Source organism: Paenibacillus gyeongsangnamensis (genome assembly GCF_027533625.1).
GTDB lineage: Bacteria > Bacillota > Bacilli > Paenibacillales > NBRC-103111 > Paenibacillus_G > Paenibacillus_G gyeongsangnamensis.
This window is the reverse complement of record NZ_JAQAGZ010000008.1, coordinates 249,964-271,974: the sequence shown is the minus strand read 5'-3', so window position 1 is coordinate 271,974 and position 22,011 is coordinate 249,964. Positions and strand designations below refer to the sequence as shown.

At 58.3% G+C, this 22,011-nt stretch carries 16 protein-coding genes; 12 read left to right on the top strand and 4 right to left on the bottom strand.

The window, feature by feature from the left end; translation table 11 throughout:
* Window positions 1-9: 9 nt before the first annotated feature.
* Together O9H85_RS14475 and O9H85_RS14470 are read right to left on the bottom strand one after the other, a co-directional pair.
* Window positions 10-348 (bottom strand): cupin domain-containing protein, encoded by a 339-nt coding sequence (locus O9H85_RS14475; RefSeq protein ID WP_269882132.1) that lies wholly within the window; start codon window positions 346-348, stop codon window positions 10-12.
* The gene (locus O9H85_RS14470; RefSeq protein WP_269882131.1) at window positions 345-1,220 is read right to left on the bottom strand and encodes an EcsC family protein; all 876 of its coding nucleotides are present in this window, start codon (window positions 1,218-1,220) and stop codon (window positions 345-347) included. The genes O9H85_RS14475 and O9H85_RS14470 overlap by 4 nt, the downstream gene beginning before the upstream one ends.
* 267 nt (window positions 1,221-1,487) lie before the next feature.
* Between O9H85_RS14470 and O9H85_RS14465 the strand changes: the two genes are divergently transcribed.
* Complete coding sequence (locus O9H85_RS14465) at window positions 1,488-2,057, top strand: DNA-3-methyladenine glycosylase I (RefSeq protein ID WP_269882130.1); 570 nt, start codon at window positions 1,488-1,490, stop codon at window positions 2,055-2,057.
* On the opposite strand, the gene O9H85_RS14460 is transcribed toward O9H85_RS14465, so the two are convergent.
* Entirely contained in the window at window positions 2,054-3,289 is a 1,236-nt protein-coding gene (locus O9H85_RS14460) for an aminopeptidase (protein WP_269882129.1), read from the bottom strand. The genes O9H85_RS14465 and O9H85_RS14460 overlap by 4 nt on opposite strands.
* Before the next feature lie 288 nt (window positions 3,290-3,577).
* On the opposite strand from O9H85_RS14460, the gene O9H85_RS14455 reads away from it, so the two are divergent.
* From O9H85_RS14455 to O9H85_RS14445, 3 genes are all read left to right on the top strand, one after another.
* Window positions 3,578-10,207, top strand: coding sequence for a WIAG-tail domain (locus O9H85_RS14455; protein WP_269882128.1), 6,630 nt, complete (start codon window positions 3,578-3,580; stop codon window positions 10,205-10,207).
* A 174-nt stretch (window positions 10,208-10,381) separates the two neighbouring features.
* Complete coding sequence (locus O9H85_RS14450; protein WP_269882127.1) at window positions 10,382-11,653, top strand: M48 family metallopeptidase; 1,272 nt, start codon at window positions 10,382-10,384, stop codon at window positions 11,651-11,653.
* Window positions 11,619-12,335 (top strand): lipase family protein, encoded by a 717-nt coding sequence (locus tag O9H85_RS14445; RefSeq protein ID WP_269882126.1) that lies wholly within the window; start codon window positions 11,619-11,621, stop codon window positions 12,333-12,335. The genes O9H85_RS14450 and O9H85_RS14445 overlap by 35 nt, the downstream gene beginning before the upstream one ends.
* A gap of 244 nt (window positions 12,336-12,579) precedes the next feature.
* On the opposite strand, the gene O9H85_RS14440 is transcribed toward O9H85_RS14445, so the two are convergent.
* The gene (locus tag O9H85_RS14440) at window positions 12,580-13,926 is read right to left on the bottom strand and encodes a stalk domain-containing protein (protein WP_269882159.1); all 1,347 of its coding nucleotides are present in this window, start codon (window positions 13,924-13,926) and stop codon (window positions 12,580-12,582) included.
* A 293-nt stretch (window positions 13,927-14,219) separates the two neighbouring features.
* Between O9H85_RS14440 and O9H85_RS14435 the strand changes: the two genes are divergently transcribed.
* The 8 genes from O9H85_RS14435 (at window position 14,220) to O9H85_RS14400 (ending at window position 21,996) form a co-directional block, all read left to right on the top strand.
* Window positions 14,220-14,942, top strand: coding sequence for a sugar phosphate nucleotidyltransferase (locus tag O9H85_RS14435; protein ID WP_269882125.1), 723 nt, complete (start codon window positions 14,220-14,222; stop codon window positions 14,940-14,942).
* On the top strand, window positions 14,939-15,961 hold the full coding sequence (rfbB, locus tag O9H85_RS14430; RefSeq protein WP_269882124.1) for a dTDP-glucose 4,6-dehydratase: 1,023 nt from the start codon (window positions 14,939-14,941) through the stop codon (window positions 15,959-15,961). Before O9H85_RS14435 ends, rfbB begins: the two co-directional genes overlap by 4 nt.
* The gene (gene rfbD / locus O9H85_RS14425) at window positions 15,958-16,821 is read left to right on the top strand and encodes a dTDP-4-dehydrorhamnose reductase (RefSeq protein ID WP_269882123.1); all 864 of its coding nucleotides are present in this window, start codon (window positions 15,958-15,960) and stop codon (window positions 16,819-16,821) included. Before rfbB ends, rfbD begins: the two co-directional genes overlap by 4 nt.
* Window positions 16,822-16,826: 5 nt before the next feature.
* The gene (locus O9H85_RS14420) at window positions 16,827-17,282 is read left to right on the top strand and encodes a dTDP-4-dehydrorhamnose 3,5-epimerase family protein (protein WP_269882158.1); all 456 of its coding nucleotides are present in this window, start codon (window positions 16,827-16,829) and stop codon (window positions 17,280-17,282) included.
* A gap of 72 nt (window positions 17,283-17,354) precedes the next feature.
* On the top strand, window positions 17,355-18,464 hold the full coding sequence (locus O9H85_RS14415) for a CgeB family protein (RefSeq protein ID WP_409348142.1): 1,110 nt from the start codon (window positions 17,355-17,357) through the stop codon (window positions 18,462-18,464).
* A gap of 19 nt (window positions 18,465-18,483) precedes the next feature.
* Window positions 18,484-19,599, top strand: coding sequence for a CgeB family protein (locus O9H85_RS14410; protein ID WP_333474204.1), 1,116 nt, complete (start codon window positions 18,484-18,486; stop codon window positions 19,597-19,599).
* Window positions 19,600-19,618: 19 nt separating this feature from the next.
* Window positions 19,619-19,921 (top strand): hypothetical protein, encoded by a 303-nt coding sequence (locus tag O9H85_RS14405; protein WP_269882120.1) that lies wholly within the window; start codon window positions 19,619-19,621, stop codon window positions 19,919-19,921.
* A gap of 251 nt (window positions 19,922-20,172) precedes the next feature.
* Window positions 20,173-21,996 (top strand): glycosyltransferase, encoded by a 1,824-nt coding sequence (locus O9H85_RS14400; protein ID WP_269882119.1) that lies wholly within the window; start codon window positions 20,173-20,175, stop codon window positions 21,994-21,996.
* Window positions 21,997-22,011 lie beyond the last annotated feature (15 nt).

The following is a 22,011-nucleotide window of genomic DNA, read 5'->3' as shown; positions in this document are numbered from 1 at the left end:
AGCATTCCTTCAGACTTCAATCCGGTCCCCGCGGGTCAGCGGGTTCGAGATGACAAGAAATTCCACCTCGGCTTCCGAGGTGTTTTTCATTTGATGGGGGATGCCGGGTGGCACCTCGCAGCCTTCCTGCGGGCCGAGCACGACCGTCTCGCCGTCCATCTCCAGCTCGGCAGTACCGGTCAGCACGAAGAACAGCTGGCGTGCCCGTTCATGGTAGTGCCTTGTCTCCGCGGCGCCCGCCGGCATCCGCTCATGGATGACGCTGAGCCCGTCCGACTTCACGAGGTGCCAGCCGTCGCAGACGGCTCCCCATATATAATGTTCCGCATTCGCTTTGCTGATCTTCATTCGTTCGGCCTCCTTGGATATGTGTCCGGATCGTGCCCTTCCCGGCCCTCCGGCAGCTGATCCCGACCGCGGTCGGACGGCTTAATCCAGCCCTGCTCCAGATCGGCCGGCGGCTCGTCGCGTAGAGAGGCCTCCTGCAGCCATCGGAGCCGGTAGCAGTTCATGCCGGCCTCTCCGAGCTCCTCCAGCAGGCCGTAGTTGGCCCAAGCGCCGACGACGGCGCCGATGCCCGGGACGAGCTGGAGCATTTTGCGGAAATCGAGCGTATCGCGGTATTCCTGCTGCAGCTGCTGCCAGTCGACATGCTCGGTATAGGAAGCGGCGGCCGGGAGCCTTGCGGTAGTTTCGTTCCAATCCTTAATCGTTTGGAGCAGCGCCGGCTTCTTGTTCTGGCTCGAGAAGGCGAGCTGAAATACATGCAGAATGAACAGCCGTTCCCAGTAGTCACTTGTCGGCCGTCCGTACACATGGGCTAGCTCGAACAGGAATTTCATCTTGATGCCGATGAGAATCGGGAAATCCGCGAACCCGAGCAGCAGCCCTCCGGCGCCGGTGCCCGCGCCTTCGGCGGCGGCGAGCTTTTTATACAGCGAGATCAGGTCCTCCGCCCGGTGGTCGCGATAAGCGAGCGATCCGTAATCGAGCGGCTCGTTCTTCGGCATATAATCCATGCTGAACAGCGCCGTCCGGACGATTCCTTTTACAGCTGCGGTGATGGCGGAGTGGACTTTATCCGGTATGACCCGGTTGATGCGCGTTTGCACGGTTTTGGACGTTTTTTCGATCAGGCCGGGGGGCTTGAGCAGCTTCTTTTCCCAGCGGACCAGCTGCATCCGGGTTTGCTGCTCATATACCGTGAATCGCTTATCCATGACATCCCCTCGATTTCCGACAGTTTGTAACCCGATTATACCCGGTTTTGTCCGTTGATAAGAATTTATAAGTTGTCGAAACTTATAGGCTTCGCATCAACCTTGATAAACGCGCTGGTCCTTGTAAGACAAGGACGGCGTAGCCGTTTATACTGGGTTCCATTCAAAAAATGCGGAAGCGCCGAATGCCATGCACTCCATTGAATCCGGTTGATCCACGGTGGTATAATGACCAAGCAATCTACCCCATTTGGAGGAATCGAACGAATGAAGCAGCGCTGCGGCTGGGTAAACGACGATCCGCTCTACGCGGATTATCATGATCAGGAATGGGGCGTTCCGGTGCATGATGACCGGATGCTCTTCGAAATGCTCATTCTGGAAGGGGCCCAGGCCGGCCTGAGCTGGTACACGGTTCTGAAGAAACGGGAACGCTACCGCGAAGTGTTTGACGGCTTCGTGCCGGAGACGGTGGCCGGGTACGGCCCGGACAAGATCGAAGCGTTGCTGGCGGATCCCGGATTAATACGCAACCGGCTAAAGATGCAGGCGGCCGTCGTCAATGCGAAAGCCTTCCTGCGGGTAAGGGAAGAATTCGGCACCTTCGACCGGTACATCTGGCAATTTGTCGGTGGCCGGCCGCTGGTGAATCATTGGGGGAGCATGAAGGAGGTTCCTGCAAGCACGCCCGAATCGGACCGGATGAGCAAGGATTTGAAGAAGCGCGGCTTCAAGTTCGTCGGGTCGACGATCTGCTACGCTTACATGCAGGCAACCGGAATGGTCATGGATCATATACTTACTTGCTTTCGTCATGAGGAATGCCGGGCGCGTTAAAGCGCCCATCGGCCCCGGCGAAATATAGGCTCCGTCACCCCGTCCGGCGTTACGCCGTCAATGTCCAGCTCCGCATTCCCCATCATAAAGTCCACATGAATCAGGCTGAAATTAAAGCCGACCGCCTCCAGCTCCCCGCGGCTCATCGCCGTACCGTTCCTCACGCACAGCGGGTAGGCGTTCCCCAAAGCGAAATGGCATGAAGCATTCTCATCGAGCCCCGTATTATAAAACAGCAATTCCATCTCCGAGATCGGAGAGTCGTGCGGTACCAGGGCCACCTCGCCGAGCCGGGACGCTCCGTCGTCCATCGCCAGCATGCGTTTCAGCGTCTCTTCCCCCTTCTCCGCCGAGCAGGCGGTCACCTTGCCGTTCTCGAAGGTCAGGCTGAACCCGTCGATCAGCTGCCCGTTCCAGTTCAGCGGTTTCGTGCTGCGGACGGTGCCGTTCACGCCGTCCTTGCGGGGGAGCGTGAACATTTCTTCGGTCGGAATGTTCGGGACGAAGTAGACTCCATGGGCATTGCGAATGCCGCCCGCCACCCATTGGTGCTCGGGCGGAAGCTCGACCGTCAGCTCCGTTCCCGGTGCGCGATATTGCAGCAGCTTATACTGCTTGGCGTTCATCCGGTCCACCTTGGCGCGCAGATCCGCGAGGTGGCGGCTCCAGGCTTCCACCGGCTGTGCCTGGTCAGCCCGTGCGGCTTTGGCTACATGCGTCCATAGGGCTTCTATCGCTTGCTCCTCCGGCAGCTCCGGGAACACCTTGGCAGCCCAAGCGGGGGAGGGGACGGAGACGATCGCCCAGCTGAACTCGCCGGCCTGCATCATACTGCGGTACTCGCGCATGGCGGTGCCGTAGGCTTTGCTCGCGGCGGCCACCCGCTCCGGCTTCGCGTCCCCCAGCAGCTCGGGATTTGGCGAATAAACCTGAAGAAAGCCGGCGCCTTGCTCGGCCAGTCCGCGGAAGCCGTCGGCTTTCCACTGCGGATATTCTCCGAACGCTTCATCGGGAGCCAGCAAGTATTTGATGCGCTTCACTTCCTCGTCGTCCCAATCCACGTGCACGTTCTTCGCCCCGGCTTCATAAGCTTTGCGTACGGCTATTCTCACGAAATCCGCAGCGGTAAGGGGAGCCGTGATCACCAGCGTTTGGCCCGGTTGTACGTTAATGCCGACCTTCACGGCCAATTCTGCATAATTCTCCATATAGGCTTGGATTGTATTCGTCATATGTAAGCCTTAACCCCCTTCCGGTTGACAAGTATTGTAAATTCATTATGAGGCTTGCTCTCGTAAAAAACAATGTTCCCCCGATGAGAACCCCGGCCGCAAAAAGAATCCGGCGGGAGATTCGGACGCCTGTCGTTTACAGGCCGGCGGGTGTGCGTTTGCCCATTTTTCCCCGGGCGTTTGACCTTCCCCCGGGCGAATGCATATCTTACCATTGATTAACGTGGACTATTTTCACGTGATTTGCACCCATACAAGAAAGTACAGTTCCCCACAGGAGGACCCCGTATGAGCAAACCAAACCGTCCCGTCCCCGGCAAGAACAGGCCGTCCCGTACGAAGCGAATCGATTCGCATGTGAATGAACTGCGCTGGTTGGACGAGAAACCGAGTATCCCACTGAATAGAGAAGAAGTCGTCATCTCTAAAACTTTGATCACAGAGGCGGCGTCAGTACAGCCGGAGACTCCGGTCCAAGCTCATCCCGCCGCCAAGCAGGGGCAGCTTGACAAGCCTTCTCAAGCCTCTCAAGATTCTCAAGATTCGCATCCGCATCTGCAGCAAACCGTCAAACCTCATATTGAAGCATCGGAGGCGCCGCCGACCATCGTCAGAATTGTGCCCAGCAAGCTGATTTCCGAACGTAAAACGGCTTCGGTTTCCGGACCGGTCGTTTATACGGACGATTTGGCAGACGAGTCGGTCACCACGGAGAAAATCGCCCGCGCCGCCATCGACGGCACCAAAATCAGGCGCGGCAGCATCACGAAGGAAAACCTGGCCGATTACGCGGTAGATCAATCCAAATTGAACGACCGGAGCGTGACTTCCCAGAAGCTTGCTTTCCGATCGGTAACGGAGGACCATTTGGCCCCGGGCTCGGTATCGGGGGAGAAAATTCAAGATCGTTCCCTCAGCGGCGAGAAGCTGCTCGATAACAGCATCACCTCCGACAAGCTGGCCGACAAAACGATCGATGCGATGAAAATCGCCGAAGGTTCCATCCAGACCAAGCATTTGTCGTTGGAGGCCATTACGGGGGAGTTGATTCTGAACCAATCGATTACCTCCGAGAAAATCAAAAGCGGAGGCATTCACACGACCAACCTGGCCAATTATTCGGTGAACACGGCAAAGCTCGCCGATGGAGCGGTTACGAGCGAGAAATTGCGAGACGCTTCCGTTACCGCCGACAAGCTGGCCGATGCCGTCATCATGTCCGATAAGCTGGCCGCTCAATCCGTTACCGAAGAAAAGCTGGCGCCTTGGAGCATATCCTCCGAGCATCTGAAGCAAAACACGGTGCTTCACGACCATTTGACCCCCGGACTGATTCGGAGCGAAAACATTTCTCCCAAGCAAATCGAATCGGTTCATTTGACGGACAATGCCGTGCATTCCTCGCATTTGAAGGACGGAGCAATCGGGCCTGAAAAACTGGCGAAAGGCGCCATTCAAGGACAGCATTTACAGGAAGGCACTATTGAAGGCAAGCATCTGACTGCGGGCAGCGTGGAAGCCCGTCATCTTGCGAGCGGCTCCGTCTCTTCGGAGAAGCTGGCCTCATCGAGCGTAGGGGCATCCCAGTTATCCGAGAGCTCGGTTACAACCGACAAGCTGGCGGAACAAGCGGTCGTTTCCTCAAAGCTTGCGAAGAAGGCGGTTCAAAGCGATCATCTGGCGGCAGGCGTTCTGCAGTCCCTTCACTTCTCGAGGGGGGCCGTTCAACCGGAGCATTTGAGCGCGAAATCGGTAGGGACGGAGCACTTGCAGGACCGCTCGGTTTCCTCCGACAAGCTGCAGGACCATTCCATTAGCTCCGAGAAGCTGGGGAACGGCTCCGTGCAGTCGCAGCATATTCAGGAGAATGCCATCCATTCCGGCCATCTCGGCAATCACAGCGTGACGACATCCAAATTGTCGACGGAATCCGTATCCACGGATAAGCTAACGAATCTGGCCGTCACCTCCGCCAAGCTGGCGCAGGGCAGCATTACCTCCGAGAAGCTGGGCAGAGAAGCGGTTCAATCCGAACATCTGTCCCCTGGAGCCGTGCAGAGCGTCCATCTTGGCAAAGCATCCGTCAAGGCGGTGCAAATCGCACCGGGCGCAGTACTGCGCGACAAGCTTGCCGACGGCAGCGTTACGGCAGAGAAGCTTGCCGAGGGCGCGGTTACGCCGCTGCAGCTGGCGGAGGGGGCCGTCCGAAGCTGGCACGTGTCCCACGGCTCGATCGGATCGGAGCAGCTTGCCGAGGGTGCCGTAAGCAGCGCGCATCTGGCGGCGGGCGCCATCGGTGCAGAGCAGCTGGCGGACGGCGCGGTTAATGCAGCGAAGCTGGCCGAAGGGGCAGTGGGAGCCGAGGCTCTGGCGGCCGGGGCGGTTAGCGGCGAGCATATTGCGCCGGGCGCGGTCGGCAATGCTCAGCTGTCGGACGGAGCGATCGACGCGGCGAAGCTGGCAGGAGGCGCAGTAGGCGCGGAGGCACTTGCAGCCGGTACGGTAACCGGCGGGCATATCGTGCCCGGGGCGATCGGCAGCGAGCAGCTGGCGGACGGCGCGGTGAATGCGGCGAAGCTGGCTGAAGGCGCCGTGGGAGCTGACGCGCTGGCGATCGGCGCGGTAAACAGCGAGCATATCGTGCCGGGGGCGATCGGCAGCCGGCACTTGGCGGACGGAGCGATCACTCCGCTGCAGCTGGCCGATGGCGCAGTTCGCAGCTGGCACGTGATCGATGAGGCCATAGGGGCCGAACAGCTCGCAGCGGGTGCCGTGAACAGCACGCACGTTGTGCCGGGCGCGATCGGCAGTGAGCAGCTTGCAGAGGGCTCGGTGATTGCTTCCAAGCTGGCGGCAGGCGCCGTAAGCGCGGAAGCGCTGGCGATCGGCGCCGTGACCGGCGAGCATATCGCACCGGGCGCGATCGGCAGCGAGCAGTTGGCGGACGGCGCGGTGGATTCGGAGAAGCTGGCTCCGGGATCGGTAGGGACGGAAGCGCTGGCGGCAGGCGCCGTGCTTGCCGGACATATCTCGCCGGGCGCAATCGGCAGCGAGCAGTTATCGGACGCGGCCGTCACGGCGGAGCAGCTGGCGGACGGCGCGGTACGGCGCTGGCATATCGCGGATGGAGCCATCGGTGAAGTTCAGCTTTCGGCGGGCGCGATATCCAGGATTCACGTAACGCCTGGAGCCATCGGCAGCGATCAGCTGTCGGAAGGAGCCGTTACGCCGCTGCAAATCGCCGAAGGCGCGGTGCGGCGCTGGCACCTCGTTGATGGCATTATCGGAGGACCCCAGCTGGCTGCAGGCGCGGTGAGCGGAACGCATTTGGCCCAGGGAACCGTCACGGGCGATAAGCTGGCTGCAGGCGCGGTGACATCGGAACATTTGAGCGTAGACAGCATCGATGGGCTCCATGTTAAGCAGGAATCTTTATCCGGATATCATTTGCTGCCCGGTACGGTATCCGTTCTTCATCTGGAACCGAGCTTGCAGGAGTTCTTCGGCGAAATCCGCTCCGAAGCCAACAAATCGGCTGAGACGCAAAATCAGGAGAAGCCGTCATTGGAAGAAGGTGCGGTAAGTACAGAGCATCTGCAAGCGGGAATTGTTAACGCGATCCATTTGGCCGCGGGAGCCGTAGGAAGCGAGCATTTGGCTGAGGGAGCCGTAGGAAGCGAGCATTTGGCCGAGGGAGCCGTAGGAAGCGGGAATTTGGCAGCAGGTGCCGTGGGAAGCGGGAATTTGGCCGCGGGTGCTGTGGGAAGCGAGCAGTTGGCCGAAGATGCGGTAAACGGGGCACACCTGCAAGTGGGTATCGTGAGCGCGGTCCATTTAGCAACGGGAGCCGTGGGGAGCGAGCAGCTGGCGGCAGGCGCCGTGAACGAAGCGCACCTGCAGGATAGCATCGTCCGATCGGCCCATCTGACTGCAGGCGCCGTGGGAAGCGAGCATTTGGCCGCAGGTGCGGTGAACGGAGATCATTTGCAATCGGGCATCGTGCGCGCAACGCATCTGGCTATAGGTGCCGTAGGAAGCGAGCAGCTTGGCGCAAGCGCCGTGAAAGGAGTGCACTTGCAAGGGGGGATCATCAGCGCAGTGCATTTGACTGCGGGATCCGTGGGAAGCCAGCAGCTGGCCCCCAGCTCGGTAACGGCAGCCCATTTAAAAGTAGGGTCCGTCGGAAGCAAGCAGCTGACGGACGGCTCGGTAAGCAGTCAGCACCTGCAAGCCGGCGCGGTGAGCACGTGCCACCTGACCGCAGGCGCGGTAGGGAGCGATCAGCTGAAAGAGGGAGTCGTAAGCGGACAGCATTTGCAAACCGGGGCGGTGAGCGCCGGGCACCTAACCGCGGGAGCGGTAGGGAGCGAACAGCTAGCGGAAGGCGCGGTGAGCGGTCAGCACCTGCAAGCCGGAGCAGTAGGAACGGAGCACTTAACTGCAGGTGCGGTAGGAAGCGAACAGCTAGCGGAAGGCGCGGTTATTGGCCAGCACTTGCAGGCTGGTGCAGTAGGAACGGAGCACTTAACAGTAGGTGCGGTAGGAAGCGAACAGCTAGCGGAAGGCGCGGTGAGCGGTCAGCATCTGCAGCCAGGAATCGTAGGCGCGACGCACCTTGAGGCAGGAGCCGTAGGAAACGAACAGCTAGCGGAAGGCGCGGTAGGCGGCCAGCATCTGCAGCCAGGAATCGTAGGCGCGACGCACCTTGAGGCAGGAGCCGTAGGAAGCGAACAGCTAGCGGAAGATGCGGTAAGCGGCCAGCATCTGCAGCCAGGAATCGTAGGCACGACGCACCTAACGGCAGACGCGGTAGGAAGCGAGCAGCTAGCGGAAAGATCGGTAAGCGGCCGGCATCTGCAGCCAGGAATCGTAGGCACGACGCACCTAGCGGCAGACGCGGTAGGAAGCGAACAGCTAGCGGAAGGGGCGGTAGGCGGCCAGCATCTGCAGCCAGGAATCGTAGGCACGACGCACCTAGCGGTAGGCGCGGTAGGAAGCGAACAGCTAGCGGAAGGGGCGGTAGGCGGCCAGCATCTGCAGCCAGGAATCGTAGGCACGACGCACCTAGCGGTAGGCGCGGTAGGAAGCGAACAGCTAGCGGAAGGGGCGGTAGGCGGCCAGCATCTGCAGCCGGGAATCGTAGGCACGACGCACCTAGCGTCAGACGCGGTAGGAAGTGATCAGCTAGCGGAAGGGGCGGTAAGCGGCCGGCATCTGCAGCCAGGAATCGTAGGCACGACGCACCTAGCGGCAGACGCGGTAGGAAGCGAACAGCTAGCGGAAGGGGCGGTAGGCGGTCGGCACCTGCAGGCCGGAGCCGTAGGCAAGGTGCACCTAGCGCATGGTATCATAGGAAGCGAGCAGCTGTCTGAAGGTATAGTAAGCAGCCAGCATCTACAGCCAGGAATCGTCAGCACGATACATCTTGCGGTAGGAGCGGTAGGAAACGATCAGTTGTCGGAAGGGGCAGTAAGCAGCCAGCATCTGCAGCCAGGAATCGTAGGCACGACGCACCTTGCAGCGGGAGCGGTAGGAAGCGAGCAGCTAGCGGAAGGATCGGTAAGCGGTCAGCATCTGCAGCTCGGATCCGTAAGCCTGGGACACCTAGCGCCGGGAGTCATAGGAGGCGAACAACTGTCTGCAGGTACCGTAAGCAGCGAACATTTGCAGTCCGGAGCCATAAATACGGAGCACCTCGCGGCGGGAGCGGTAGGAAGCGAGCAGCTAGCTGTAGGATCGGTAAGCGGTCAGCATCTGCAGCTCGGATCCGTAAGCCTGGGACATCTAGAGCCTGGGGCCATAGGAGGCGAACAACTGTCTGCAGGTGCCGTAAGCAGCGAGCATTTGCAGTCCGGAGCCGTAAACACGCAGCACCTTGCGGCAGGCGCTGTAGGAAGCGAACAGCTAGCGGAAGGATCGGTAAGCGGTCAGCATCTGCAGCTCGGATCCGTAAGCCTGGGACACCTAGCGCCTGGAGCCATAGGAAGCGAGCAACTATCCGCAGGCTTAATAAGCAGCCAGCATCTGCAAACCGGCGCCGTAGGCATGGAGCACTTTGCGGCAGGCGCTGTAGGAAGCGAGCAGCTAGCGGAAGGAGCCGTAAGCAGCCAGCATCTGCAAACCGGCGCCGTAGGCATGGAGCACCTTGCGGCAGGCGCTGTAGGAAGCGAGCAGCTAGCGGAAGGAGCCATAAGCAGCCAGCATCTGCAAGCCGGCGCGATACGCATGACGCACCTTGAGGCGGGAGCAATAGGAAGCGATCAGCTGTCAGAAGGAGCCGTAAGCAGCCAGCATCTGCAGCAAGGAATCATAGGCACGACGCACCTCGCGGCAGGCGCAGTAGGAAGCGATCAATTGTCTGCAGTCTCGGTAAGCGGTCAGCACCTGCAAACCGGAGCCGTAAGCACGGAGCACCTGACGCCGGGAGCAGTAGGAAGCGAGCAACTTGCGGAAGGTGCCGTAAGTACGGCGCATCTTGCCCTCGGCAGCGTATCGGCCGCCCATTTGCAGACGGAAGCCGTCCGGGCCTCGCATTTGCAGGCAGGCTCCGTTAACGGAACGCACCTTCAGCAAGGATGCGTCGGCGCAGAGCATTTGACCGAACGGACCATCGGCCTGAAGCATCTGACGTTCCAGCCGGTGCAATCGTCCGCTGCCCTGCCTACCATCCAGCAGTTCGGACTCAGCATGTTCCTTCTGAAGGTAGAGGAAGAGAAAGCGGAAGTGAAGCTGATCTTCGAGAGGCCATTTACGGACGACGGATACGTGCTGGTGGCTACGACCAATCAATCTGCCTGCTATGCCGTCGTGAAGGAAAAGCAACCCGGCAGCGCTACGCTTGAGGTGGTTCGCAGCAGGTTCTCTCCGGAGCTGCAAGGTCTGGTGAACTGGATCGCGATCGGCCGGGTATCGGATTAACGCATTAGCTATCTGTTTTCTCCAAATAGCCGCCCTCACGGGCGGCTATTTGTGCTTCTGCGAATCCTTTCACAAGCCGCAGGGGACCAAGTTGTTTTCGCCGATCTGAACATTGTATGATAAGGTCAAACGATCCCATATTCCGAGTTCACGCAGCTTGCAAAGGAGGATTTCATGTCCAGCCGTCCCCCGTTCGTCCGTAGATACATTCTGTTCCTTCTAATATACGCCGCTGCTGTCGGCTTGTACCTCTGGTATGAGTCCGGTCATGCCGTGCCGCCTTCTGTGCAAGGCACCGAAGCGGATCCTGCCGTTTTCCTGACGCCGGAGCAGCTTCAGCAGAGCAAGACCTACTCCGCGATGGGCAACTGGCTCTATTTTGTCAGTTATCCGTGGGAATGGGGTATCTATCTGATCATGCTCTTCTGCGGGTATGCCCGAGGCTGGCAGCGGCGGCTTGAAGGCACCCGGCTGCCGAAGGCGGTCCAATTCGCCGTTTACCTGCTCTGGCTGCAGCTTACCGTATTCGTCGCCTTTCTGCCGCTGCGAATAACCGGCTACGCTTTATCGCGGCATTACGGCATTTCTACGCAAACGATCCCCAGCTGGCTCCGCGATAAAGCGGTCAGCTTCGGCATCAATTACTTGACGATTCTGGCCGGGGCGGCGGTCGCCTTCTGGCTGCTGCGGCGCGGCGGACGATGGTGGCTTAAGCTTTGGCTGATCTCGGTTCCGTTCACCCTGTTCCTGATGTATATCCAACCGGTTGTCATCGATCCGCTGTATAATCAGTTTTCACGGCTGTCGGACCCTCAATTGGAGCAGCGCATCCTTGCTCTAGCGTCCCAGGCCCACATTCCCGCGGACCGCGTCTACGAAGTGAACATGTCGCAGAAAACAAACTCGATCAACGCCTATGTCAATGGGATCGGAGGAAGCCTGCGCATCGTCTTGTGGGATACGACGCTGAAGAAAATGACCGAGCAGGAGATTCTGCTCATTATGGCTCACGAGATGGGACATTACGTCATGCACCATCTGGAGTGGAGCGCGGCCGGAGCCGTCGCTTCGTCGTTCGTGCTGTTCTGGCTCGGAAGCCGCATCCTGCCCTGGTCGGTACGGCGCTGGGGCGATGCGGCGGGCATCCGCAGGCTGCACGATCTGTCTGTGCTTCCGTTAATCATGCTGCTGCTATCGCTGCTCTCCTTCGCCGCCAGCCCGATTGAGAACGCCGTCTCCAGACAAGCCGAGCATGCGGCGGATGTGTACGGGCTGAAGCTGATCGGAAGCACGGCGGGGGCCGTCACGATGTACCAGAAGCTGGCCTCCTCATCGCTTGGCGAAGTGAACCCGCCGCCGCTGGTCCGGTTCTTTACCTCCTCTCACCCCAGCATCATGGAAAGGATCCTGTATGTCGAGAGCGTTCAAGCCGGCCGGCAGCCGTAAAGTCGCGTTCTATTGTCTGGCCGGCGTGGCGACGGCGCCGCTTTTCATGGAAGTCTTCAGGAGATACTGGATGGAGCATTATGCTCAGCTGGGCTTCGAGACGCGTTCCGAGCTGCTGTTTCCTTACGGAGATTGGAGCCGGCACTGGATCCGCCAGCTGCCTGAGGCGTACACGGATTTGCGAACCTCCGGATCGGCTGCTCCCGCTGGAAGAGCCCGGCTCATGGCCGAAGCGATCGCCGAAGCGTCGCCGCCGGAGGAGGCGCTCATCCTTTGCGGGCACAGCGCGGGCGGAGCGATGGCGGTGCTGACGGCCTCGCTTCTCAAACCGGACAGGGCCGCACCGATACGCGTCATCCAGATCGGTTCGCCCCGCTGTGCGGTTCCAGACAATTTAAAGGAAGACGTCCTGTATCTTTACGGGGTCAACGCCGCAGGCCGTTCCATCGATCCGGTCACCCGGCTGGGCAGCTGGGGAGGATGGGAGCGGGGGAGGCTGCCCCGCTGGAACGCCCGCCGGACGGCTCCGGCGACGATTTGCGCCGTATCGCTGATCGGCGGACATGCCGATTATTTCCGTACGGAGGTCCCCTTTATCCTTCCGGACGGCCGTTCCAATCTTGAGCACACGGCTGCCCCCATCCGAAGCTGGCTCCGTTCCGATGAAATAAGAAACCCGTAGAAGCTTGGCAGTTCGCAAGCCTCAACGGGTTCTTTTTCAGTTGATAAGAATTATAAGTTTTCGTAGCTTATAGCTTCGCATCAACCTTGATAAACGCGCTGGTCCTTGTAAGACAAGAACGGCGTAGCCGTTTATCCTGGGTTGATAAGAATTATAAGTTTTCGTAGCTTATAGCTTCGCATCAACCTTGGTAAACGCGCTGGTCCTTGTAAGACAAGGACGGCGTAGCCGTTTATCCTGGTAATTAGAAGCCGTTTTCCAGATCCCAGCTCTTGATATTTTGCGTCGGTCCGAAGAAAGCATCGAAGCCGTAAGCGTCGATATGTACCTTACCGCTCTCGTATACCTTCACGGTGACCCAGGCGTACATCCGGTCGGTCGGATTCCCGGTCGGCTTCGTCGCCTCGAATGGGGAACCGCCGGAGCCGACGAGCACCTGATACGCTTTGCCTCCGTTCGGCTGGCTGATATTGAAGATATGCTCGTGGCCGGAGAAATAAGTCGCGTTATGGTCCTGAATCACTTTCCAGAACGCATCGGCCGCCGCTTTATCGACTTCCAGACCGTCCGATTTCGGATTCGCCGGATCGAATTGATAGTAGTACGCCATTTTATGCCCGAAGACGAACGAATGCTTCATGCCGCGCGCTTTGGCCTTATCCAGATCGCTGTTCAGCCATGCGGTAGGAGCATGGGAGTCGTTGCCCGCCGGATCGGTATTAATGATGGCAAAGTGGGAGCCCTTGTAGTCGAAGGAGTAAGACAGCTGCTTCTGGTCCGTCGTGATGTTATCCATGCCGATCTTCGGCGTATTGCTCGGATCCCAGCCGGTCACCTGCTCGCCGAGAATTTCGGCAAACCTCTTCTCGTCGATAATGACGTCCTCCATGTTATCGCGCCATGTATCCTCGTTGGCCTTTGTCGCTTTCTTAACGGTTTTTCCCTTCTCGTCCGTATAGCGGTCCTGCACTTCATGATTGCCCGCCACCGGGAAAACATACATGCCGTTCTCAAAAATGGTCGACGCCAGTCCGCGCCAGAAGGCATATTGCCGGTTGAGCACGTTTACATCGGAATTCGGCGTGTAGCCCATGATCATGTCGCCGTTGAAAAACAGCATCTTGGACTGCTGCCCGCGCATTTCATTCGCCATGCGGGTCATGACCTTGCTGTTGACCAGCCATTTATTATCCTGGGCGGACACGTCCCAAGTGTTGGGCTCGGTGCGCGAATCGCCTACGGTCGAGAAGCTGAACAGCAGCTTGTCCGCCTTTTTGAAGGCCTCCTTGATTTGCGCGGCCGTGGCGGCGGAAACGAGCGTCGAGCCGTTCTGGAGATAAGGCTTCTTATCCAGCTTGACGGCCTGTCCTTTAATGGAAGCGTCCATCGAATCCAGCTTAAACGATCCTTTATCGTTGCCGACGTTCACTTCAATACTGCGGGTCGCGGCATCCCAGCCGAGCGTTCCGTTCAATTGCTCCACGAGCGAACGCAGAGGCACATCATCCGCTTCCGCAGCGAAGCTTTGTACCGGCAGACCGGATGCGGCGATGCTCAAGGATAAAGCGCAGGATATCCAAAATTTCTTCATGGCAACCAATACCGAACACTCCCTATCGATAAGTTAACAGCTAGCTTTCATTGTATTCGATTTTTGTAAAATAAAGTAAATGAATTTGTAAATTGTGGATGAAATTCCCGCGCTTGTCTATGGACGCCTCATCTGGCCTGAAGCAAGCCCAGGCCTCCTTGGACAGGGGCATCTGCCAATTTTCCGGGAGATATGGTATTCGTCCACTAGACAATCGCAGGGGGCGCATACTATAGCAGCAGAGCATTCATTCAACTAGAGCAGCGTATTTCGAGTAAGAAAGGGGTAAGGCAATGAAAGGCATTCTCTTGGCCGGCGGAACCGGCACGCGGCTGCGCCCGATGACGACGATCCTTAACAAACATTTGCTGCCGGTCGGCAAATATCCGATGATCCACTACGCCCTGTGCAAAATGGCCGAAGCCGGCATACGGGACATCCTGCTGGTCATAGGCAAACCCTCTGCCGGTTTATATACGGAATACATCGGGAGCGGCGCGGCTTGGGGGTTACAGGTCAGCTATCGGATTCAAGAGGAAGCAGGCGGCATCGCTCAAGCGCTGGGTCTTGCGGAGTCGTTCGCGGGCTGCGGCGAGAAGCTGATGGTGGTGCTCGGAGACAACTTATTCGAGGATTCGCTGCAAGAAGCGGTTAAAGCATTTGAGCATAATGACAAAGGCGCACATGTGTTCTTGAAAAAGGTGGGCGATCCTGGCAGATACGGCGTACCCGAGCTGGTGAACGGCCGGATTTCCCGCATTCTCGAGAAGCCGGAGCGGCCGCCCTCGAAGTATGCCGTCACAGGCATTTACCTCTATGAATCCGATGTGTTCGATATCATACGTACATTAAAGCCTTCGGCGCGAGGGGAGCTGGAGATCACGGATGTCAACAACGTTTATGCCGCCGAAGGCCGGCTGGGCTACAGCCTGCTGTCGGGGTGGTGGACGGACGCCGGAACGCACCGTTCGCTGCTGGAGGCCGGGATCCGGCTGATGGAGCGTGAGGAGCCATGACGACACTTCTAGTCACAGGAGGCGCGGGCTTTATCGGCAGCAACTTCGTGCTGTACTGGATGAGCCGGCACCCGAAAGACCGTCTCATCAATTATGATCTGCTCACTTATGCGGGAAATCCGGAGAGCGCCGCGTCCGTCGCCCATTTGCCGAATTATCGCTTCGTGAAGGGGGATGTCGCCGATTCCCGGGCGCTTCGGAAGCTGCTGGCGGAAGAACCGGTCGACGCCGTGGTGCATTTCGCTGCGGAATCTCATGTTGACCGAAGCATATCGGAACCGGAAGCCTTCGTGCGTACGAATGTACTCGGGACGCAAACGCTTCTGGAGACGGCCCGGCAGCATGGAGTACGGCGTTTCGTGCACGTATCGACAGACGAAGTGTACGGCAGCCTGGGGGAGACGGGGCTCTTCACGGAGCATACCCCGCTTGCGCCGAACAGCCCGTATGCGGCCAGCAAAGCAGGGAGCGACCTGCTAGCGCGGGCCTACTTTGAAACCTACGGCTTTCCCGTGATCATCACCCGCTGTTCGAACAATTACGGGCCGTATCAGTATCCCGAGAAGCTCATTCCGATGGTCATTACCCGTGCGCTGGGGAACCGGGAAGTGCCGGTATACGGAGACGGGCTGAACGTCCGGGACTGGCTCCATGTGGAGGATCATTGCGCCGCCATCGAGCGGGTGCTGGAGCAAGGCGTCCCGGGTCAGGTGTACAACGTGGGGGGAAATAACGAGCGGACGAATATCGAGATTGTAAAAAGCATACTTGCAGAGCTGGGCAAGCCGGAATCGCTGATCCGCTACGTGGCGGATCGGCTCGGACATGACCGAAGGTACGCGATGGACGCCTCCAAGCTGCGCCGGGAGCTGGGGTGGCAGCCCCGCTATTCGGCGCAGGAGGGGCTGAAGCGGACGGTGGCCTGGTATGCCGGCCGCAAAGATTGGTGGGGTCCGCTGCTCGAGACAACAGGGAGGCAGAATCCGAAGCCGCAGGCCCCTGAAGGAGGCGGCGTATGAGAGTATGGATCACGGGGGCCGGCGGACAGCTCGGACACGACCTGCTCCGCGTGCTTGGCCCGAAGCACGAGTGCGCGCCCTTCACCCGGCGCGAGCTGGACATTTCGGATCCGGATGACATACGCAAGGCGGCAGCCATCCGGAAGCCGGACGTTATCGTGAATGCGGCGGCTTATACGAAGGTTGATCAGGCGGAGCAGGAACCTACGGAGGCTTACCGCATCAATGCACTCGGCGCGAGCCATCTGGCCATGGCGGCCGAGGAATGGGGCACCAAGCTTGTGCACGTGAGCACGGATTATGTATTCGACGGCTTGAAAGGCATTCCTTACACGGAGCGGGACCGGACCTGCCCGATGAACGTGTACGGAAAATCGAAGCTGGCTGGCGAACAGCTGGTGCAGACGATCTGCTCCAGACACTTCATCGTGAGGACGTCATGGCTCTACGGCAAGCACGGAAACAACTTCGTGACGAAGGTGCTGGCGATGGCCGGCAGCGGTAAAGAGCTGGCGGTCGTGAACGACCAGTTCGGTTCCCCGACGTATACCTATGATCTTGCCGAATGCATCGGGCGGATGCTGGGGACGGACCGTTACGGGCTGTACCATGTCGCCAACCGGGGCTTCTGCTCGCGCTGGGCTTGGGCCCGCGCCATTCTGGAGCTGGCCGGTAAAGCGGAGGTTCCGGTTCGCCCGGTCTCCTCAGACTCCTTCATCCTGCCCGCTGCAAGGCCCGCGTATTCGGCATTGGGCGACCTGGCCTTGCGCCGGAACGGATTCCCGCAGATGCGGGACTGGAAGTCGGGGCTGGAGCATTTTCTGAGAAACGATTGGCTTACGGAAGGGGAGCGGCGATGAAAACGATGATTCAGGGTGTGCAAAAAAAGCAGCTCGTCAAACATGCGGACGACCGGGGGTATTTCATGGAGCTGCTGCGGGAGGACGATCCGATCTTCGGCCGTTTCGGCCAGGCGTCGATGTCCGCCTCGTTCCCGGGCGTCATCAAAGCGTTTCATTATCATAAGCTTCAGGACGACATCTGGTTTTTCCCGAGCGGTTACGCTCAGGTGGTGCTTCACGACATGAGGCCGGATTCGCCGACCTATAGGCAGACCGACGTGTATTACATGAATGAGGAAACCCCTTATCTGTTGTTTATTCCGCGTGGCGTAGCCCACGGTTACCGGGTCCTCGGAACGACTCCGGCGACGATTGTGTATTTCACCAACATGGCTTACGATCCGCAGCAGCCTGACGAATACCGGCTCGCCTACGACGATCCGTCGATCGGGTTCGATTGGACGACCAAGTTCCGCTGAACGATGCGGAGGAGGAGGACATTCATCGTGCGACGAAGGAAAGCAGCTCCACGCGGGGTAAAGCTTCGGCTCATCCGCCGCCCGCAGCGAACCGCCTCGGCCGGCTCGCGATTAGGGGAGAAAAGAGGCCGCCGGAACGGATATGCGCAAGGCTATCACTTCGGCCGATGCCAGTCGATTCGTGCGAACGTCATTCCCGCGGTTCCGGCGGTCCGCGGCTTGAAGGTGCTGTATATTCCGCAGGGCTTTCCTGCTATAGACCAGGGGGTGAGCTCGGCTCTTCAGCAAAGTGTCCGGGAATTGGTGGTGGGTACACCTCAGACCATGCATGAACTTGCCGAGCAGCACCGGCCCGATTTGGTTCTGGTGCTAAACGGGCTTCATGTATTCCCGCCGGACCATCTGGAGCAGGTGGAGCGGATCAGACAGCTGGGAATCCATACGGCCGTCTGGTTTGCGGACGATCCTTATTTTACGGATTTTACCGCGGCGATCGGCCCGAAATATGACACCGTATTGACCCATGAGCAAAGCTGTATCCCCTTCTATAAGAGCCTCGGCTGTCCGAAGGTCATCTATTTGCCGCTGGCCGCCGACACGCAAACGTTTCAGCCGCAGCCGTCCGGGCCCGCATATCAGAGCGATATTTGTTTTATCGGAAATGCGTTTTGGAACCGGGCGGCTTTTTTTGACCGGATCGCCCGCTATTTGGCGCATAAACGGGTGGTCATTGCCGGGGGATTTTGGGAACGGATGTCCAAGTTCAAACTGTTGAAGCCCCAGATCCGATCAGGATGGATGCCGGTAGAGGAGAGCGTGAAATATTACAGCGGGGCCAAAATCGTCATCAATTTGCACCGATCTCATGATCACCCCGATGACAACAAAAACCGTCAGCGCATCCCCGCGCAATCCGTTAATCCGAGGACCTACGAAATTTCAGCCTGCGGGACACTGCAGCTAACCGATCTAAGAGACGATTTGACCCGGTACTACACACCGGGGGTTGAACTGGACGTATACCGGACGCCGGAGGAGCTTTTGTACAAAATCGATTACTATCTGCATCATGAAGAACAGAGGCGAACCATCGCTTACAACGGACTTCGCCGCACGCTTCTGGAGCACTCTTATTTATCCCGGATCGGGCAAATGCTGAACCTGCTCGGATATACGAATTGAAGCATGAGGAGGAATGACCATGCCTAAGACAGAGCCCATACCGAAGTCCGGATCCGGCTGGAGAAGAGGCTGGAAGAAGGGGGTCCGGCTTGGGCGCGAGTACGGTTACCACTTTGGCCGCTGCGAGGCTGTGCTGCGAGGAACGCCGAATATGCCTCCGGGCTGGTGGGATGTGCGGATGCTTTATGTCACTTCGGGAAAAGGGCTTCCTTACTCTCCGCTGGACCAATCGATTATAGAGGCGCTGGGGCAGCTCGTCCGCGAGCTGATCGTCCTAAATCCTGCACAGGATCTCGTCACGGAAGCATTACAGAAGCGTCCGGATATCGTGCTCGTACTCGACGGGATGCATGTGCCGACGGAACGGATCGTAAAGCTGCGGGAAGCAGGGATCCGAACGGCCATCTGGCTGACGGATGATCCTTATTACTCGGATGTTACCGTGCAATGGGTGCAGCCTTACGATGTCGTGTTTACGCTGGAGCTGGAATGCGTGGCGTTCTATCAGCAGAACGGCTGTGCCGCCGTCCACTATTTGCCGTTTGCTTCCAATACGTCGATCTTCAGACCGAAAATCATTCCGGTCGATTACCGCTACGATATCAGCTTCATCGGCTCCGCCTATTGGAACCGGGTAGCCTTTTTCGATCAGCTCGCACCCTATTTGGCGCATAAGCGCGTATACATCTCCGGCATTTGGTGGGATCGGCTCACGCATTACCGGGAGCTGGCCAAGAAGATCGAATTAAACAAATGGATGAATCCCGAAGAGACGGCCGCTTATTACAACGGTGCGAAAATCGTCATCAATATGCATCGTTCTGCAGACGACCGGAGCTTTAATAAAAACAACCAAGGTATTAAAGCCGTATCCCCGAATCCCCGTATGTTCGAAATCTCGAGCTGCGGAACGCTGCAGTTGACGGATATCCGCGAGGATATCGCCCGTTTCTATACGCCTGGAACCGAAATCGTCACCTATGAAAACGCGGAAGACCTGATAGCCAAAATCGAATATTACTTGAGTCATGAGGAAGAACGCCGCGCCATGGCGTTGAACGCGCTTCGACGAACGCTGCAGGAGCACACCTATATGCAGCGAATGGGCCATATGCTAAGGCTGTTGTTCGGATAATGGAGGGAGGGTGAGAACGATGCGAGGAACCAAAAGGAAAATCCGTTTTCCCCGAGCAAGGAAGCGGAAGGTGCGTCTTATCGTCAGGAAGCGCAAAGCGGCTGCCAAGCCTCGTACAGTACACAAACAGAGCGTGCGGAAGCAGCCGAGGGCCGTCCGCCGGACCTTATCCGTAAAACGACCGAAGATCCGGGCCAAACGAACGGCCCGGAGCTGGCGCAGGAGATATCGCCATTCTTATAATGAAGCCTTTAACAAAGCATATAACGAAAGCTTTCAAGAGGGCTTTGAAGCGGGGCTGAGAGACGGACAGCAGGCTTGAACCGCATGGCACGACCAATCAGGCGGATGCTTCCTCCGCCTGACCGCGCCAACACCTTTTGGAAAGGACAAGCCTATGCCGTTCTATAGGACGCCTCGACTATTAACGCAGCAATTTGTACGAATGGACGGGGGTAAGTGTCGTGCCGATACAGTTGTCCAACTAATATATTGTAATGACCTAGAGGATCCTAATGCGGAGGTGAACGCCGTGTCTAAGGCCAGCCAGAGGCGCTACTTGCGGCTATTTCTATGAAAATCATGTTGTTCTCCCATATTTGCGGAAAACAGACGATTACGGGTGCGGAAAAGTATTTGCTGCAGCTTGCCGCAGAACTGAGGCATGATGCGGAGTGTACGCTTGTCGTACCCGAGGAGGGAGTGCTTTCTTCCGAGGCGACCAAAGCGGGCATACCTGTCATCGTCCATACGGTCCCCATCGTTCTTACGATGTTTAACCCGCCCATGACCCACATCGAAGATGTGGAAGCACGGCTGCGGGCAGGCGAGCACAGTGACCTGATCACTCTGATGCACAGATATCAACCGGATCTGATCGTTGCAAATACTTGCTTGAATGTGCTGCCGGCCGCCGCCGCAAAAACGCTGGGCATTCCGGTGGCCTGGTTCATCACCGAAAAAATAATCGAGCATGCCTGGACGCCGTTATCCACGGAATGGATCGACCGGTACTCGGATTGGATCGTCGGTATCTCGGAAACATCCCTCCGACCCATTCGCTACAAGCCGTCCACCGCAGGGAAAATCCGCCTTCTGCCGCCGACGTGGCGTAATGAGGAGCTGCATCCGGATACATGGCCTTATGCACGGCATCTCAAACGGAGCGAGCTCGGATTTACCGGAAATCAGCAGGTAATCGGGTATATATCATCCAGCATTTACATGGAGAAGGGACTGGAGCATTTTGTTTCCATGGCCGTACAGGTGGCGGCACAGCGGCCTGACACCCGCTTTCTCATTGTCGGCAACGTAGTCGATGCAGCTTATTACGATCGCTGCCGCAGCATCATCGACCAATCGGGGTACGGTGCCCGCTTTCATCACCTCGGATTCGAGCAGAGGATCGAGGTTTTGTACCCGGCAATGGATATTGTCGTCGTTCCTAGCCTAATCGACGAAGGCTTCGGTATGACGGCGATGGAAGGGCTGCTGTTCGGCAAAAGCGTTGTAGCTTATCGTTCGGGCGGACTGGAGGAAATTCTTCATGCTACGGGCAATGCGGATCTTATTGTGGAGAAAGGCGACATCGCGGGCTTGACCTCCCGTGTGCTCACATTATTGGACATAGGGCCAGCCTTGGGAGAGAGAGGGCATGCGAGCCGCCAAGCCGTTCAGGCCATCTTCGGGATCGAGGCATTCCGGCGGCGGCTTCACCCGCTCTTCTCGCAGTTCGAGGCGCGTACCCATGAGCTGCACCAAGCCCGCAGGCAGCAAGGACTGCCCCCGCTGCAGCCTGATGCCCTTTATAGGGGCGAAAGAAGCAAGTACGTTTTTCTATTGGAGGGGGACGTGAAGCGTCCGTTTGATTCCGAAGACTCCTTGTATTATTACCGCTACAACTGGAGAGACGTAACGGTTGTCCCGGATAGCGTCCTGCACACTTTTACTACGGGTGCTTTCATTAAACATGATCCGCCGACCCGGGAAAATCGCCCTTCGGTGATGCTCGCCAAAGGATCGGGCCGAACCGTGTATCTGCTCAGCGAAGGGAAGCGGCACCCGTTTGCATCGCTTGCAGCCATGCGGAAGCACGGGAAAGATCCGGCACGCGTCGTCACTCTGCCGGACAGCGAACTGGAAAAGCTCCCGTTAGGGGAAAAATTGAAGGACAATGGCGAGCGTAAAGCTAGACGCAGACGCAAGCTCAAAGGCCGACAGGGCAAGCTGAAGCTCGTGAGACGGCGGATGAGGAGGGCTCGCCGTATGGCGCGTTGGGCAAAGCCCATCCGCAGTCAAGCGGCCAAACGGCTGCTGCGTGGCAGCAAGCGGAGCTCCCGGAGAGGTGAAGTCGTCCGGCGAGGCGGCCGGGCAAGGCCAAAACGAAGAGCAGGGTAATCGCCGGCGTCAGCC

Excerpts from the sequence above, each read along its gene's own strand:
- rfbB (WP_269882124.1), top strand. The coding sequence starts at position 14,939 with ATGACGACACTTCTAGTCACAGGAGGCGCGGGCTTTATCGGCAGCAAC.
- O9H85_RS14405 (WP_269882120.1), top strand. The coding sequence starts at position 19,619 with ATGCGAGGAACCAAAAGGAAAATCCGTTTTCCCCGAGCAAGGAAGCGG.
- O9H85_RS14400 (WP_269882119.1), top strand. The coding sequence starts at position 20,173 with ATGAAAATCATGTTGTTCTCCCATATTTGCGGAAAACAGACGATTACG.
- O9H85_RS14440 (WP_269882159.1), bottom strand. The coding sequence starts at position 13,926 with ATGAAGAAATTTTGGATATCCTGCGCTTTATCCTTGAGCATCGCCGCA.
- O9H85_RS14435 (WP_269882125.1), top strand. The coding sequence starts at position 14,220 with ATGAAAGGCATTCTCTTGGCCGGCGGAACCGGCACGCGGCTGCGCCCG.
- O9H85_RS14445 (WP_269882126.1), top strand. The coding sequence starts at position 11,619 with ATGTCGAGAGCGTTCAAGCCGGCCGGCAGCCGTAAAGTCGCGTTCTAT.
- O9H85_RS14455 (WP_269882128.1), top strand. The coding sequence starts at position 3,578 with ATGAGCAAACCAAACCGTCCCGTCCCCGGCAAGAACAGGCCGTCCCGT.
- O9H85_RS14410 (WP_333474204.1), top strand. The coding sequence starts at position 18,484 with ATGCCTAAGACAGAGCCCATACCGAAGTCCGGATCCGGCTGGAGAAGA.
- O9H85_RS14475 (WP_269882132.1), bottom strand. The coding sequence starts at position 348 with ATGAAGATCAGCAAAGCGAATGCGGAACATTATATATGGGGAGCCGTC.
- O9H85_RS14420 (WP_269882158.1), top strand. The coding sequence starts at position 16,827 with ATGATTCAGGGTGTGCAAAAAAAGCAGCTCGTCAAACATGCGGACGAC.
- O9H85_RS14470 (WP_269882131.1), bottom strand. The coding sequence starts at position 1,220 with ATGGATAAGCGATTCACGGTATATGAGCAGCAAACCCGGATGCAGCTG.
- O9H85_RS14465 (WP_269882130.1), top strand. The coding sequence starts at position 1,488 with ATGAAGCAGCGCTGCGGCTGGGTAAACGACGATCCGCTCTACGCGGAT.
- O9H85_RS14450 (WP_269882127.1), top strand. The coding sequence starts at position 10,382 with ATGTCCAGCCGTCCCCCGTTCGTCCGTAGATACATTCTGTTCCTTCTA.
- rfbD (WP_269882123.1), top strand. The coding sequence starts at position 15,958 with ATGAGAGTATGGATCACGGGGGCCGGCGGACAGCTCGGACACGACCTG.
- O9H85_RS14460 (WP_269882129.1), bottom strand. The coding sequence starts at position 3,289 with ATGACGAATACAATCCAAGCCTATATGGAGAATTATGCAGAATTGGCC.